Here is a 15,870-nt window from a genome sequence, read left to right as displayed (position 1 = left end):
TCTGAAGTGACTAAAGGAGATATTATTGGTAATATTACTGACCCTTACGGAAAATTCAACCACTTTGTGAGAGCTTCTTTTTCGGGTTATATTATTAATGTTAATGAATCTCCTATTGTATATCAAGGTGATGCCCTTTTTCATATTACCACTAAACTAAAACCCTCTTCAAGTGAAAAAAGCCACCTTAAGAGCAACTTATAAACAAAAACGCAACGCTTTAACAGTAGATGATGTTGATGATTTGAGTCTTCAAATTGCAAATGCGTTACTCCAATTAGATATTTGGGACAAATCGTTTTATCATATTTTTTTATCTATTGAAGAACAAAAGGAAATCAATACCGATTTTATTTTAAACATCCTCTCAGGAAAAGATAAAAACATAGTGATTTCAAAAAGTGATTTCAACACGTATGAAATGACTCATTTTCTCTTAACTGATGCAACAGTTATTAAGAAAAACCATTATAATATCCCAGAACCAGTTGATGGTATTGCTATTCCTTCGAAAAAAATAGATGTTGTTTTTGTTCCGCTTTTAGCTTTTGATAAACAAGGTCATCGTGTAGGTTATGGCAAAGGATTTTATGATAAATTCTTGTCGCAATGCAACCCTGAAACACTAAAAATTGGACTGTCTTTTTTTGAAGCAGAAACCCAAATTGAAGACACTTTTGAAAGTGACGTAACTTTAGATTGTTGCGTGACGCCTAAAACCATATATAGGTTTAATCGCTCTCTTTAATTTTTCGGATTAACTCGTTATCAATTACATTAGTGTTTAATCTTATATATTTAAATGAACTAACTATAGAATCGTTAAACTCAATTATTAACACTTTGTCTTTGTGAGAATAAACTATTCCTTTTTCAAAGACTAAATAATCTTTTCCAAATTTAGATTCTATATCTTTTTTTGTGGTTCCAACAAGGTTTGCTTTCTTTAAACTTACATCTTTATTAGAAATCTTTAGCTCTATCAATATTTCTGTTGAATCGTCATACTTGTGTTTGCTTTCTCCATATTTAAAGACAACTAGTTTATTAATTCCAAGCTTACCTCCTTCTTTTTCTGTTATAAAATTGTATTTATAAAAAATTGAATCTTTAAATTTTGGGGAGAAGTAGTAATTCATTCCATTAGTAACTGTTGTTGTTACATTTCTCTTTTTGTCACTTTTAAATTTCTGTAAATCTATTGGACTTTTTAAAAATTCAACTAAACTAGAGTTAACATCTAATTTTGACGTTTTAACAACTTCATTTTTTTCAATTGGAATTTCGCGATATTTCTTTTGAACATGAAAAAACATGCTAACCAAATAAATCAAAACTGAAATTACAAGAACCAAAAAAATAATTATCAATATGTCTTTAGACTTTTTCAAACCATTAATGACACTTAATTTTCACAACTCTCACAATAGGTTGTTCTTAAATAACTATCTTCCAACAACTGAAATGTAACTCCACCTTCACCATAAGGATTAAACAATTTACAATAGCGTGTTTTGTTCATGTTTAATGCATTTAACATAATAGTTCTATAATCTGACGTTTGTGTAAGCTCAGGATTTATGATGGTTAAATTCAAATAGTAAAACAGCAAGTTTTCGTCAATATCAATGCTTTTTGCTTTTGGGCTTAAAAGTTCCACAGCCATATCAGTATTAGCGTAATAGCTAAAAAACTGCGCTAAACTTAAATAATCATAGTCTGATAAATAAAAACTTTTATAACTGTTTTTAATATACGAAACAGCTTTGTCCTTGTTGGCATAATCGCGTTTTCGCATTAAATTTTCAGCTTCAATAATATGATAATTCACCAGCATTCTAGAGATTAGTTCCTGATTAATACCATAGGTTTTTAAAGCATTTATTTTGCTTTTAAGTTTGTTTTTATCAATATCCATTGCTTTATATCGCCACAACTTAAGCTCAATAGCTGCAATGTTATATTTTACACGTTTATCTTTTGGCGACAGTTTTTCCAACTGTTGCAATTCGTTATAAACAATTACTATTTGAGGTTCTTCCAACATATATTTCATTGCTGAATTTTTATTCAAAAATGTAAGGTATTTTAATTGATTTGGTACTTGAAGCTTACCTATATGATCTGGTGAAACTTCTTTATTCTTTAATTTTTCGAAAAGCGAATTTTGAATTTGCAATGCCTCATCAAGTTGGTCTTGGGTTAATGCTGTATTAAACTTGTTTACCAGTTCTGTTCCACTCAAATCCTTGTACTTGTCCTTTTTTTCAAGTTCCAACTCCACTAAAGCTTTTCGATGGTTTTTTAAAATTGGTTCCATTTCAGTAGACAAACTACCAACGAGTTTTGCTTTAATTTCAGATTTACTTAACTCTTTTAAATCACTGTATTTGGTATTTTCAATCGCATTTAGAAATTCCACCCAATTCTCAGAAGACGAAATGTCATTTTTAATGGATGGTTTTTGAAATGATTGTAGTGCATTTGCAATACTTGCAGCACGCTGTTGCTGTAGCTCTATATTACGTTCCAAGCTACCTTCAACCGATGCATAAGCTTTTATTTTTATTGCTTTTATGTAATAATCGGTTAAGCGAAGTGAATCATAAATAGGTTTAATATCTTCAGGAGAGTATTCTGATTTATTCTTTTCAAAAGGAATTTTAAACTTTAAGGTTTTATTCTTTATAATGTAAGCGTCCTTAGCGTTGGCTTTTATCTGTTTTGCATTATAGGTTACAGAATCTAGATACATTCCCATATCCAATAAATCCCAAGGGTAAGACTCTAGATCATAAATTACATAATATTGACACAGGTTTTTATCGCTTAAAAAGAGAATATTAAACTCCAATTCTTTATTCATAAGGTTTGCAGGAATACGACCTACTAAAACCCTATACGATGTTTCACTACTTTTTTTAAGACCTGCTTTTAGCTTTTTAGCATATACAGGTGGTAAAAGTGTCCCTTTAATTTGCACTTGTTCTATTGACGCTACACTACAAGCATAACGGTCTTTATCTACTATATCTATAGCAATTCCGTCGGTTATGTTTGTAAAAAGAGCATTGAACCATTCTTTATCATTGGTTTCAAAAAACAGATTAGAGTTTTCACGTTTTATTGCAAACTTTGATTCTTTAGGTCTGTTTACAAAAGCCTGATTGAACTTTTGACAAACTTGTTGCTCGCCTTGATTAGGAAAATGTATTCCAAAATAATTTTGGGAGTGTAAAGTATTAGCACAATAAACGAATACAAAAAGACTTAAAAAATGTTTTAGCTTCATAAAAGAATGATTTTTAAGAAACTAATATAAGCTTAATTGAACGCTTTTTTATTAAAGAAGATTAAAATTCCTATTCCAGTACTTATTGCCATATCAGCAATATTAAAAACAGGTTCAAAAAATGTAAAGTACTTTCCGCCATAAAACGGAATCCAATTAGGTAAAACACCTTTCCAAATAGGAAAATGAAGCATGTCTACAACCTTACCATGAAATAACGAATCGTAGCCTCCATCTTGCGGTAAAAATGAAGCAACTTGGTTAGAGCTAGAATCAAATAAAACACCATAAAATACTGAATCTATAATGTTACCTAAAGCACCAGCAAATATTAAAGAAACTGCAATGGTTAGTGTTTTGGACGCATTTTTTTTAACCGAAGTTACTAACCAATATCCAATACCAACAACAGCTACTATTCTAAAAAGTGTTAGGCAAAGTTTAGCTGTTCTATCAGAAATAAAAGTAACAAAATCGCTGAGTTTTGTTCCCCAAGCCATTCCATCGTTTTCAACAAATACTATTTGAAACCAATCAAAAACTATTGCTCTTTCGGTTAGTGAAAAATTCGTTTTAATGTATACTTTACTTATTTGGTCAATAAGTAGTATTACAATTATTAAGAGTGTTGCTTTTTTTAATGACATATTTGGGTGCAAAAATAAACTATTATTTTATTAAAAATAAAAACGTCTTGCCATGAGCAAGACGCTAATTATAGTTACTTAAACTCGTTACAATATCACGAGGTTCTCACTTTTATGAGAATGTTATTGTTGCATATTTTTAGCTTCAATACTAAGTGTAGCATGTGGCACAAGCTTTAAACGTTCTTTATTGATAAGCTTTCCTGTAACACGACAAATGCCATAAGTTTTATTTTCTATTCTAATGATAGCATTTTTTAAATCGCGAATGAATTTTTCCTGACGAATAGCTAACTGTGAGTTTGCCTCTTTACTCATTGTTTCACTACCTTCTTCAAAGGCTTTAAACGTTGGAGAGGTATCATCAGTACCATTATTGAGGTCATTCATATAAGCACTTTTAATTAATTCTAAATCGTGCTCTGCTTTATCTATTTTCTCTTGTATTAAAGCTTTAAATTCTGCTAAATCTTTATCAGAGTATCTTACGTTTGTTTCTGCTGCCATATTCTCTAATGTTTTTGAATAAACAATTTGGTATTTACATCATCAAAAGCAATTTCTATACCATTGTTTACAGTGTCCATAATTTCAAGTTCTTCGGTTAAAGTTTCTGTTTTGATATACTCAAGATTTGTATCTATGGCTTTAACAATATTATCATCTTTTTGAAGTACAACATTAATTCTGTCTGTAACTTCAAAGCCTGAATCTTTACGTAAATTTTGAATACGGTTTACGAGCTCACGAGCAATCCCTTCTCTTCGTAAATTATCAGTAAGTGTAACATCGAGTGCTACTGTTAAAGCACCTTCGTTAGCAACAAGCCAACCTTCGATATCTTGAGATGTTATCTCAACATCAGCGAGTTCTAAAGTAATGTTTTTTCCGTTAACTTCAACATCTAAAACACCATTTTGCTCGATTTTTTTAATATCTTCTGAAGTAAACTTAGAAATTGCTCCAGCAATAAGCTTCATATCTTTACCAAAACGTGGTCCTAACGCTTTAAAATTAGGCTTTATTTGTTTTACTAAAATGTCTGAAGCGTCGCTTAACAATTCAATTTCTTTAATGTTAACCTCATGTTTTATTAAATCGGCAACTGCAAGAATTTCTTCCTTTTGTTGTTCACTATCAACAGGAATCATAATTTTTTGCAATGGTTGACGCACTTTAATCTTCTCCTTTGCTCTTAACGACAATACCAACGACGATATTGTTTGCGCATTCTCCATTTTACGTTCTAAACTTTTATCTACAAAGCTTTCATCGTATTTTGGAAACTCCGCCAAATGTACACTCTCAAAGTTTTCTTTTTGTGTTACTTGTGTTAAGTCTTGGTAAAGTTTATCCATATAAAATGGTGCAATTGGCGCGCCTAATTTTGCAAGCGTTACCATACAAGTATAAAGCGTTTGATAAGCCGAAATTTTATCGGTTTGGTAATCGCCTTTCCAAAAACGTCTTCTACTTAAACGCACATACCAGTTACTTAAATATTCTTGTGTAAAGTCTGATATAGCTCTTGCTGCTTTGGTAGGCTCGTATTCTGCATAAAACTCATCTACCTTCTTTATAAGCGTATGTAATTCAGATAAAATCCAACGGTCTAACTCTGGACGTTCTTCTAACGGAATATCGGCTTCGCTATAATTGAATTTATCTAAATTGGTATATAAACTGAAGAATGAGTAGGTATTGTAGAGCGTTCCGAAAAATTTTCGTTTTACTTCCTCGATACCATCTACATCAAATTTTAAGTTATCCCAAGGGTTTGCGTTTGAAATCATGTACCAACGTGTGGCATCAGCACCATAAATTGATAAGGTTTCAAACGGATCAGTAGCATTACCTAAACGTTTAGACATTTTTTGTCCGTTTTTGTCTAATACCAGTCCGTTAGACACCACGTTTTTATAAGCTACAGAATCAAACACCATCGTTCCAATAGCATGTAGCGTATAGAACCATCCACGTGTTTGGTCAACACCTTCTGCGATAAAATCGGCAGGGAATGAAGTGTTGTTGTCTATTTTTTCTTTGTTTTCAAACGGATAATGCCATTGTGCATAAGGCATAGAGCCTGAATCAAACCAAACATCAATTAAGTCGCTTTCACGCTTCATTGGTTGTCCTGATGGCGACACAAGCACAATTTCATCAACGATGTTTTTATGTAAATCTAACTTTGCATAGTTTTCTTCAGAATTGTTTCCTACTTCAAAATCAGCAAAAATATCAGCTTTCATTACGCCAGCCTCAACAGCTTTAGCCATTTCAGCTTTAAGCTCTTCAACAGAACCAATACAGATTTCTTCTTTACCATCTTCGGTTCTCCAAATTGGCAACGGAATTCCCCAATAACGCGAACGCGATAGGTTCCAATCGTTGGCATTAGCAAGCCAGTTTCCAAAACGACCAGTTCCTGTTGCTTTTGGTTTCCAGTTAATGGTTTCATTCAATTCAAACATTCTGTCCTTAACATCGGTTACTTTAATAAACCAAGAATCTAACGGATAGTATAGAATTGGTTTATCAGTTCTCCAACAGTTAGGATAGCTGTGTTTGTATTTTTCAACCTTAAAGGCTTTATTTTCAGTTTTTAATTTGATTGCTAACTCTACATCAACTGATTTTTCAGGAGCTTCGCCATCATTGTAATATTCATTTTTTACATACTTACCTGCAAACTCACCCATTTCTGGACGGAATTTACCTTGTAAATCTACTAGAGGCACCAAGTTTCCATTAGCATCTTTTACCAACATTGGTGGCACTTCAGGAGTTGCTTGTTTAGCAACCAAAGCATCATCTGCACCAAAAGTTGGCGCAGTATGCACAATACCAGTACCATCTTCGGTAGTTACGAAATCTCCAGCAATAACTCTGAAGGCATTTTCAGGATTGTCGTTTGGTAACGCATAAGGCAATAATTGCTCATACGTAATACCAACTAAATCGGCTCCTTTAAATTCTTTTACAACGTAGTACGGTATTTTCTTGTCTCCAGATGTATATTCTAATAATTCTGGTTTTGTTTCTACACGTTTAAACTTTCCGTCAAATTGTTTGTTAACTAACGGTTTTGCTAGCACAACGTTAATTGGTTCAAACGTATATTGGTTATACGTTTCAACTAAAACATAATCTATTTTAGGTCCAACCGTTAAGGCTGTATTACTTGGAAGCGTCCATGGCGTGGTAGTCCAAGCCAAGAAATGAATGATTCCTTCGTTTTGTAAAAAGTCAGGAAGCGATGCTTCATTAGCTTTAAACTGCGCAACAACCGTTGTATCTGTTACATCTTGATAGGTTCCTGGTTGGTTTAACTCATGCGAACTTAAACCTGTACCAGCTTTTGGAGAGTATGGTTGAATGGTATAACCTTTATACAACAAGCTTTTGTTGTATATCTGCTTTAGTAACCACCAAACCGATTCCATGTATTTAGGTTCATAGGTAATGTATGGATCGTCCATATCAACCCAGTAACCCATTTTTTGTGTAAGGTCATTCCAAACATCGGTATAACGCATAACCGCTTTACGGCATGCTGCGTTGTAATCTTCAACCGAAATGGTTTTACCAATGTCTTCTTTTGTAATTCCCAATTCTTTTTCCACACCTAACTCAATAGGTAATCCGTGGGTATCCCAACCAGCTTTACGCTTTACTTGGTAACCTTTCATGGTTTTGTAACGCGGAAAAATATCTTTGATAGCACGTGCTAAAACGTGGTGTACACCAGGTAAGCCGTTTGCAGAAGGAGGCCCTTCAAAAAACACAAATGGTTTAGCGTTTTCACGTGTGGTAACACTTTTTTCAAATACGTTATTTTCTTGCCAATAATTACCAATTTCTTCAGCAACTTTTGGTAAGTCAAGACCTTTATATTCAGGGAATTTCTTACTCATTATATCATTAATTCGTTTCGACGTGCGAAATTAATGATTTTTAGTAAAATAGTCATTGAAATGGCCTAAAACTATTTTGCATACAATCTAAAAGAATCAATGTGTTTTCTCAAAGTCTCTTTTAAATATTTCAGCCTTTTTAGAAAGTCTAGCAAATTCCCTTGCATGCTCTACTGTAGATCCTTTTGTTGTAAAGTATAGATATTGAGGATAAGAAGCTTCCATTTCTCCAACTAAAACGAAATAAAATTCACCATTTTTAAAGTAATAATTTTCAACTAGTGTCTTATCAGTTATTTCTATATTCTTTATCCTAAAGAGTTCATTTGTTTTCTCATTATAGAATACAGAATGTTTAAATCTTCCAACATCTTTAAATCCTAATGTATCTGTCAACGCTCCTTCTGTAATCTCTTGCTTTAAATTTTTATTGTTTTTAACCTCTTTTTCGTAATTTTTAAATGCTATTATTTCTTCTTTTAAATCTTCAAAAGACTTAACACTGTTAGCTTCTCGGGTAATTTTTGGACTACATGAAGCAAAAATTAAAAAAACAATTACTATTCTTATTTTCATTTGATTTTTTTTAAACAATAAAATCTACCAAATCCTCAATTTTCGAAATCAATTGAATCTTGATAACTGTATTCTTGAGTGAGATTTTATTGTATTTAGACACAAAAATGGTTGAAAACCCTAATTTTTCAGCTTCTAGAATACGTTGCTCAACACGTTGAACAGGTCTAATTTCACCAGACAAACCAACCTCAGCAGCAAAACAAAAATCGCTTTGCAAAGCCTCATCTTCATTAGATGATAAAATGGCAGCTACAACCGCTAAATCTATTGCAGGATCATCAACAGTAATTCCTCCTGTGATGTTTAGAAAGACATCTTTTGCACCTAAACGAAAACCAGCTCGTTTTTCTAAAACCGCTAAAAGCATGTTTAAGCGTTTTGCATTAAAACCAGTGGCACTACGTTGTGGTGTTCCATAAACTGCTGTACTTACCAAAGCTTGTACTTCAATCATTAAAGGCCGCATACCTTCTAGTGTTGCAGCAATAGCGTTACCACTTAAGGCTTCATCTTTTTCTGAAATTAATATCTCGCTTGGGTTGGTAACTTCTCGCAAACCAGAACCTTGCATTTCGTAAATTCCGAGTTCGTTAGTAGACCCAAATCGGTTTTTATTGGCTCTAAGGATTCTAAACACATGATTTCGGTCGCCTTCAAATTGTAAAACCGTATCTACCATGTGCTCCAATATTTTTGGACCAGCTATATTACCATCTTTGGTGATATGACCAATCAAAACTACAGGCGTTGCAGTTTCCTTGGCAAATTTGATAAGTTCAGTAGTACACTCCTTAATTTGTGAAATACTCCCTGAAGACGACTCGATATAATCGCTATGCAATGTTTGAATAGAATCTACAACAACAATATCTGGTTCTAACTCTTCAATTTGCCTAAAAATATTTTGTGTTTTGGTTTCGGTAAGAATATAACAATTGCTACTGTTTGGGTTAATGCGTTCAGCACGCATTTTTATTTGCTTTTGGCTTTCTTCACCTGAAACATATAGTGTTTTGTATGGTAATTTTAAAGCTATTTGAAGCAAGAGTGTGCTTTTTCCTATTCCTGGTTCGCCTCCTAAAAGCGTTAAGGATCCTGGAACCAATCCACCACCTAAAACACGATTAAACTCATGGTCTTGGGTATTTAAACGCGCTTCTTGAGCTGTATCAATTTCATTGATCAATAACGGTTTTGAAACGCGCTTTGTTGATGCTTTTTCAGGGGTTTTCCAGTCGCTTTTTTCTGGTTTTTGAATGAGTTCTTCAGCAATGGTATTCCACTCTTTACACGCTGTACATTGTCCTTGCCATTTAGAGTATTGTGTGCCACAATTTTGACAGAAAAATGTCGTTTTTACTTTAGCCATTAACCTTTCCTAATAACCTCTCCAAAGGAGAAGGAATTTATATTTTTATTATAATTTAGTACCCAAAATCTGCTTTAATCTCATCTGCCTTTTCTAGCATTAAATCTTTTGTGATGCCTCCTATTTCTTCTAAAATATAAGCAGACCTATAAGTTTTCATTGCTTTTTTAGGTTCTCCAGTTTGTTCATAAAACTGAGCTAAATAATAATGTCCTAAAAGTGTATCAGGATATTCTTTTCTGGCAATTTTACCTAATTCTTCAAAATAATCCCACTGCTCTTTCTTTTTAATAGCAGCTTCAATAGCTCTAAAATCGTTTACAAGAATTTTCTTATCAATTCCAAAAAGGTCTTTTATTGTGGTGTATTTTTCCTGAAGGTATTCTACTGGAGAAGAGTCTAGTTTTAAGATACTTTCGGTATATTCTTTTTTACTAATAGGTTGAAACACAAAAAAGATACTTTCTAAAGCCTTAGGAATTGCATGAGCTGGTAAAGCATAATGAGAAGGCCCTTCAAAAGTATCAAAATTATATAATAGGTTTTTATTGTCTAAACCTGTTAAACTTTTATTTAAAGCTTCGGTTCCCTCTTTTATTGAACCAACGTCGTTGGTTGATGTTGCTAAATAATAAAAAATCTTGTTCTCTAATTTTCCAAATCTTTCAGCTAAATACTCATTCATATTTGGTGCTAAATCTGGACTAATAGTAATGTAAGCTTGAAATAGCGGAACGTCTTTCAGTAAATAATAATTAATGAAATTAGCGGTTTCTCCATGACCTACTGCTACTCTAAAGTTTTCAGTTTTGTACGATTTGTTCAAATACGGAATAAGTTCCATACCTACAAATTCAAAGAACGCTGCACCTGTTTCAATTGGAAGCGAATTTTGTTCAGAATACATACAATCGTCAAACCTTTTATCGGCTTGCTTGATACCTACAACAATAGCTTCAGGAATATCTTCCCAATAGGAATAATAATCTACATTTCCAGCTACTGCCTCAAACAAATAATCACCATCCATAACAATGATTAACGGATATTTTTTATTGTCATCATCGCTATAACCTCTTGGTAATAGTATTTTTAACTGTCTATCTTCTCCTAGTTTTTCAGAAAAAATAGATTCATAATTCGCTTGTGAATAAATTGTGTTTGCTGAAAAACACAACAGCATTAGCAGGATAAGTTTTTTCATGGTTAGCCTATTAAAAATTGTTACTGCAAGGTAAACAATTATTTTATTCTATTATAGATTGGTAAGTAGAGAAACGACAAGCTACCTAAAACAATAACCATTATGGTTTGTGATGCCCACATAATCCACCCAAATGCATAGCTTGGGTCTTTTTCAATTCCAAAAAGTGTAAATGCAGCCATAACAGCAGCAGGATACACAAAAATCCCTCCATTTGTTGCTGCAATGGTAAAACTTGCTGAAATAAAACCAACCAACACCACACCAATTGTAACATTATCTAAATCTGGTAAAGCAAAAGTAGTAACGTAAAACATTAAAACATACATCCCCCAAATGAACAATGTATGAGCAATAAATGCCCATTTATGTTTCATTTTAAAAATGCTTAAGACACCTTCCATTAATCCTTTGAAGAAGGTCTTTACTTTTACAGCAAATTTAGAATTGCTTTTTTTGATATAAATGAATACTAAAAATAGAACTACAATTCCTGTAAGACCTAATAGTATTAGTTTTTTAGGCTGAAATGATTGCTCAAGAAGGTTGAAAATAAAATCGTATTCTATAATTAAAGTCACTAAGATAATACCAAGCATAACTACCAAATCTGCCATACGCTCAGCTACAATAGTTCCAAAGCTTTTTTCAAATGGTACTTTTTCATAATTAGTAAGTACTGCTGCTCGTAATACTTCGCCTGATCTTGGAATGCCATAATTAGCCAAATAAGCGATAAATACTGCCATAATTCCATTAGGTAATTTGGTAGTATACCCTAAAGGCTCTAGCAAATACTTCCACCTGTATGCTCTTGATAAATGACTTAAGATACCTAAAAACACACCAAAAGCAATCCACCAATAATTAGCAGATTTTACAAAAGGAATGATTGTATCTACAGGTAGTTTAGAAAAGGTGTACCAACCAAAAAATACAGCAAGAGCAATTGGAATTGCTATGCGAAGTAATTTTTTAGTTTTTGCTGTCAATGTTTACTTTAATAGATTGGTTGCTTCGTCTGGAAACACTAGTGAAGGCTTAAAGCTTTTTGCTGTTTCAATATCCATGAATGCATAGGTAATTAAAATAAGCGTGTCTCCTACTGATACTTTTCTTGCTGCAGCACCATTAAGAGTAATTTCGCCACTTTTTCGAGGTCCAGGAATACAATAGGTTTCTAAGCGTTCGCCATTGTTATTATTTACAATTTGAACTTTTTCACCTTGAATTATGTTTGCTGCATCCATTAAGTCTTCATCAATAGTTATACTACCAATGTAGTTAAGTTCAGCACCTGTACATTTTACTCTGTGAATTTTAGATTTTACGACTTGAATTTGCATGAGGCAAAGGTAATTAATTTAATGCGATATTATCTATTAGTCTTATATCATCTGCATATACAGCTATAAATGCTCTATATGTTTTGTCTTTTGACTTTCGTTTTACTGTTTTTAGTGTTTGGGTATCAGCAATTGTGAAATATTCTAGTTTTAATAACTCATGATTTTCAAACTGTTTTTCAACCCATTCCGTCACTGTATTAGCACTTTTTGTGCCAAACTTTTGTTTAGCAGCTAATAGCGTTTTATAAATAAAAGGAGAAGCGTTTCTGTATTCTGGTTTTAAACGTGTATTTCTAGAACTCATTGCCAACCCATCCTTTTCTCTATGTATAGGACAGCCTACAACATTTACAGGAATATTGTGCTTTTCAACAAGCTTTTTGATAATCATTAATTGCTGAAAATCTTTTTCACCAAAATAAGCATTGTTTGGTTGTACAATTTCAAAAAGACGTTTTACAATAGTACCAACTCCGTCAAAATGACCATGTCTAAATTTGCCTTCCATAGCATGCTCTAGACCATCAAAAGTATAGTTAACTGACGTTACATTATCGCCATAAACATCTTCAACGGTTGGTGCATACACAATAATATCGTTAGATACTGTTTTAAGCAGCTCTACATCAGACTCTAAAGTTCTTGGGTATTTTTTTAAATCGTCCTTGTTATCAAACTGAGTTGGATTTACAAAAATAGAAATAGCAACCCTGTCATTATTTTCAAGTGCTTTTTTGATTAAAGACAAATGACCATCGTGTAAAGCTCCCATTGTAGGCACTAATCCTAACGACAGTTTTTGAGCTTTCAATTCTTTAATGAATTGATTTAAATTTTGCTTTTTATGATAAATTTCCACGTGTTTACTAAAAAATAACAGCTTGCAAACTTAATATTTTACTAGCAATCTGCATAAATTTTTGTAATTTTGCATGTTTTTTATTTTTAATTTCCAAAACGAACTGATTTATGAAAGATAAGCGAATATTGTATGTGTCTTCTGAAGTTGTACCATATTTACCAGAAACTGAAATTTCCTCAATGTCTTTTGAGGCTCCAAAAATGGTAAACAAACAAGGAGGTCAAATACGAATATTTATGCCTAGGTATGGAAATATAAATGAAAGAAGACATCAACTACACGAAGTAATAAGACTTTCAGGAATAAACCTAGTTATCAACGATTTAGACATGCCTTTGATAATTAAAGTTGCTTCGATTCCTAAAGAACGTATTCAGGTTTATTTTATTGATAATGAAGAGTATTTTAAAAGAAAAGCAACCTTAACAGATGAAGATGGTAATCTATTCCCTGATAATGACGAACGCGCTATTTTCTTTGCTAAAGGTGTTATCGAAACAGTAAAAAAATTAAATTGGTCACCAGATATTATTCATGTTAATGGATGGATGGCATCATTACTTCCTTTGTATCTTAAGGAGTTTTATAAAAATGAACCATTATTTAATGAAAGTAAAATAATAACTTCTATATACAATCAAAGCTTTGATGGTACGTTAGATAAAAACATGATTGGTAAAGTTAAGTTCGACAATATTGACGAAGAGATTGTAAAAGTACTTGACACACCTAATTATAACAACTTGATGAAAATTGCTATTGATCATTCAGATGCTTTGATTAAAGGGTCTCAAGAAATTCCTAATGAGCTTGAAGATTACTTAAAAGCATCTAAAAAACCTGTGTTAGATTATTTTTCACCAGAGGAGTTTGCTGAACCATATACTGAGTTTTATAATTCTCAGTTTTAGACTAATACAAATTCACTGAGCACTTTCTAAAGTTTTGTTAAACCAAAGGCATCAAAAAAGATAAGATGTTACATTTGACAATCAAAAAACAAAAATTTTAAAATGAAAAAGATAAAGTTTGCCCTGAAATACATTGCTATTTTAACAGTGTTAATAAGCTCATTTATTGCATGTGATAAAGATTTTGCAAGTATTGATTCAGATATCATAAATGGAGATAATGCTACACATTTCAATTCAAGCCAAATCCAGTATGATGTTATAGCTTACAACAAAAAGCTGCCTCCTGTACAAACAAATAATCTTCCAGTAAATCTATTTGGGATATACAACGATCCAGTATATGGAAAAACAACAGCTAATTTTGTAACACAGCTTAACATCAGCACACTAGACCCTGACTTTGGTGAGAATGTGGAATTAGATTCGGTAATATTATCAATCCCATATTTTAGTACAGCTATAGAGTCTGATGGTGAAGGAGGTACAATCTATGAGTTAGATTCAATATTTGGTGAAGGTTATATAAAATTTTCTATTTATGAAAGCAATTACTATTTAAGAGATTTTGATCCAAATTCAGAGTTTGATATTTCTCAACGCTACTATTCCAATTACTCAACATCTTCCTCAGATTTTATTCCTGAGTCTTTACTAGAAGGTGATTTAATTTATTACACAAATTCAATGAATCATCCTCCTGATGGGCTATTTAAACCTAGTGCAAGTCAAATTGTCCTAAAAGAAGAAAACGAAGATGGTGAAATAGAAATTTCTGATAGACTAGCACCTGCATTACGTTTAAAACTTGACAATGCATTTTGGCAAGAAAAAATTCTTGATAAAGAAGGAGAACCAGAACTAACAAATCAAAATAATTTTAGCGACTATTTCAGAGGCTTATATTTTAAAGTTGAAGAGGTAAACCCTGGCAGCGGGACACTTTCTCTATTAAATCTAACTGCAAGTACCGCAAATGTAACCTTATATTACACCAAAGACCCTCTAACAGAAGGAGCTGACAGAATATCCTCTACCTTTACAATTAATTTTACTGGTAATCGTGTAAATTTACTTAACAATGACTACAATATTCCATTAGCAGACGGCAATCAAGTTGATGGTGACGAAAAACTTTACCTAAAAGGTGGTGAAGGCTCGATGGCTATAATTAATTTATTTAATGGAGATGAAAATGGAGACTCTCCTGAGCTAGAAGAATTCAAATCAAATAACTGGTTAATAAACGAAGCAAACCTAGTGTTTTATGTAGACCAAGATATGATGATTGGTGACAACGAAACTGAACCAGATAGAGTTTATTTATACGATTTAAAAAATCAAACTCCTTTGATAGATTATTACTACGACTTAACTAACACAACATACCCTCTTTTATCTAAAGCTAATCACCTAGGCGCTTTACAAAGAGAAGACACAGGCTCAGACGAGCTAGGAAAAGGAATAAAATATAAAATTAAAATCACTGAACACATCAACAACATTTTACTTAACGATTCTACAAATGTAAAGCTTGGGTTAACCGTTAGTAGCAATGTTGATTTTGAAAACAACACATTACAATATAGCTTTCAAACTGATGATGAGGATTTTAATAGGATTCCTGGTAGTTCTATTATATGTCCTGAAGGAACTGTTTTATTTGGAAACAATACAACAAACGAAGAAAAAAAGGTATATTTAGAGATCTTTTATACCGAACCAAATAACTAAAATATT

General features: G+C 32.5%; 14 protein-coding genes and 1 pseudogene. 4 read left to right on the top strand and 11 right to left on the bottom strand.

The window, feature by feature from the left end; all coding sequences use genetic code 11:
* Positions 1 to 204: pseudogene (locus ACQ0RB_RS11955) on the top strand (succinylglutamate desuccinylase); the annotation flags it as partial.
* Entirely contained in the window at positions 173 to 748 is a 576-nt protein-coding gene (locus tag ACQ0RB_RS11950) for a 5-formyltetrahydrofolate cyclo-ligase (RefSeq protein WP_430498700.1), read from the top strand. The pseudogene ACQ0RB_RS11955 and the gene ACQ0RB_RS11950, both read left to right, overlap by 32 nt.
* On the opposite strand, the gene ACQ0RB_RS11945 is transcribed toward ACQ0RB_RS11950, so the two are convergent.
* The 11 genes from ACQ0RB_RS11945 to panC all read right to left on the bottom strand — a co-directional run bounded on the left by ACQ0RB_RS11945 (position 732) and on the right by panC (position 13,216).
* On the bottom strand, positions 732 to 1,391 hold the full coding sequence (locus ACQ0RB_RS11945) for a hypothetical protein (protein ID WP_430498698.1): 660 nt from the start codon (positions 1,389 to 1,391) through the stop codon (positions 732 to 734). The two genes, ACQ0RB_RS11950 and ACQ0RB_RS11945, sit on opposite strands and share 17 nt — an antisense overlap.
* Before the next feature lie 14 nt (positions 1,392 to 1,405).
* Entirely contained in the window at positions 1,406 to 3,292 is a 1,887-nt protein-coding gene (locus ACQ0RB_RS11940; RefSeq protein ID WP_430498696.1) for a hypothetical protein, read from the bottom strand.
* Positions 3,293 to 3,324: 32 nt separating this feature from the next.
* The gene (locus ACQ0RB_RS11935; RefSeq protein ID WP_131506230.1) at positions 3,325 to 3,939 is read right to left on the bottom strand and encodes a lipoprotein signal peptidase; all 615 of its coding nucleotides are present in this window, start codon (positions 3,937 to 3,939) and stop codon (positions 3,325 to 3,327) included.
* Positions 3,940 to 4,062: 123 nt separating this feature from the next.
* Positions 4,063 to 4,446, bottom strand: a complete 384-nt coding sequence (locus tag ACQ0RB_RS11930) for a TraR/DksA family transcriptional regulator (RefSeq protein ID WP_129759590.1) — start codon at positions 4,444 to 4,446, stop codon at positions 4,063 to 4,065.
* Positions 4,447 to 4,451: 5 nt separating this feature from the next.
* Complete coding sequence (gene ileS / locus ACQ0RB_RS11925) at positions 4,452 to 7,856, bottom strand: isoleucine--tRNA ligase (RefSeq protein WP_430498693.1); 3,405 nt, start codon at positions 7,854 to 7,856, stop codon at positions 4,452 to 4,454.
* A gap of 96 nt (positions 7,857 to 7,952) precedes the next feature.
* Positions 7,953 to 8,432 carry a hypothetical protein gene (locus tag ACQ0RB_RS11920; RefSeq protein ID WP_430498691.1) on the bottom strand — a complete coding sequence of 160 codons (480 nt, stop codon included), beginning with the start codon at positions 8,430 to 8,432 and terminating at the stop codon, positions 7,953 to 7,955.
* A 10-nt stretch (positions 8,433 to 8,442) separates the two neighbouring features.
* A complete protein-coding gene (gene radA / locus ACQ0RB_RS11915; RefSeq protein ID WP_430498689.1) occupies positions 8,443 to 9,804 on the bottom strand; it encodes a DNA repair protein RadA in 1,362 nt (453 codons plus the stop codon).
* A gap of 55 nt (positions 9,805 to 9,859) precedes the next feature.
* On the bottom strand, positions 9,860 to 11,008 hold the full coding sequence (locus tag ACQ0RB_RS11910; protein WP_134198459.1) for an alpha/beta hydrolase: 1,149 nt from the start codon (positions 11,006 to 11,008) through the stop codon (positions 9,860 to 9,862).
* Positions 11,009 to 11,046: 38 nt separating this feature from the next.
* A complete protein-coding gene (locus ACQ0RB_RS11905) occupies positions 11,047 to 12,000 on the bottom strand; it encodes a lysylphosphatidylglycerol synthase transmembrane domain-containing protein (RefSeq protein WP_430498687.1) in 954 nt (317 codons plus the stop codon).
* Positions 12,001 to 12,003: 3 nt separating this feature from the next.
* The gene (gene panD, locus ACQ0RB_RS11900; protein ID WP_129759595.1) at positions 12,004 to 12,354 is read right to left on the bottom strand and encodes an aspartate 1-decarboxylase; all 351 of its coding nucleotides are present in this window, start codon (positions 12,352 to 12,354) and stop codon (positions 12,004 to 12,006) included.
* A gap of 13 nt (positions 12,355 to 12,367) precedes the next feature.
* Entirely contained in the window at positions 12,368 to 13,216 is an 849-nt protein-coding gene (gene panC / locus ACQ0RB_RS11895; protein ID WP_430498684.1) for a pantoate--beta-alanine ligase, read from the bottom strand.
* Between the two features lie 110 nt (positions 13,217 to 13,326).
* Between panC and ACQ0RB_RS11890 the strand changes: the two genes are divergently transcribed.
* Positions 13,327 to 14,130 carry a glycogen/starch synthase gene (locus ACQ0RB_RS11890; protein ID WP_131506237.1) on the top strand — a complete coding sequence of 268 codons (804 nt, stop codon included), beginning with the start codon at positions 13,327 to 13,329 and terminating at the stop codon, positions 14,128 to 14,130.
* 102 nt (positions 14,131 to 14,232) lie between these two features.
* On the top strand, positions 14,233 to 15,864 hold the full coding sequence (locus tag ACQ0RB_RS11885; protein WP_430498682.1) for a DUF4270 domain-containing protein: 1,632 nt from the start codon (positions 14,233 to 14,235) through the stop codon (positions 15,862 to 15,864).
* Positions 15,865 to 15,870 lie beyond the last annotated feature (6 nt).

The sequence above is a fragment of the Gaetbulibacter sp. PBL-D1 genome (assembly GCF_050509525.1).
Lineage (GTDB): Bacteria > Bacteroidota > Bacteroidia > Flavobacteriales > Flavobacteriaceae > Gaetbulibacter_B > Gaetbulibacter_B jejuensis.
The sequence above is the reverse complement of the archived record's forward strand: the minus strand, read 5'-3'. Positions and strand labels throughout refer to the sequence as shown.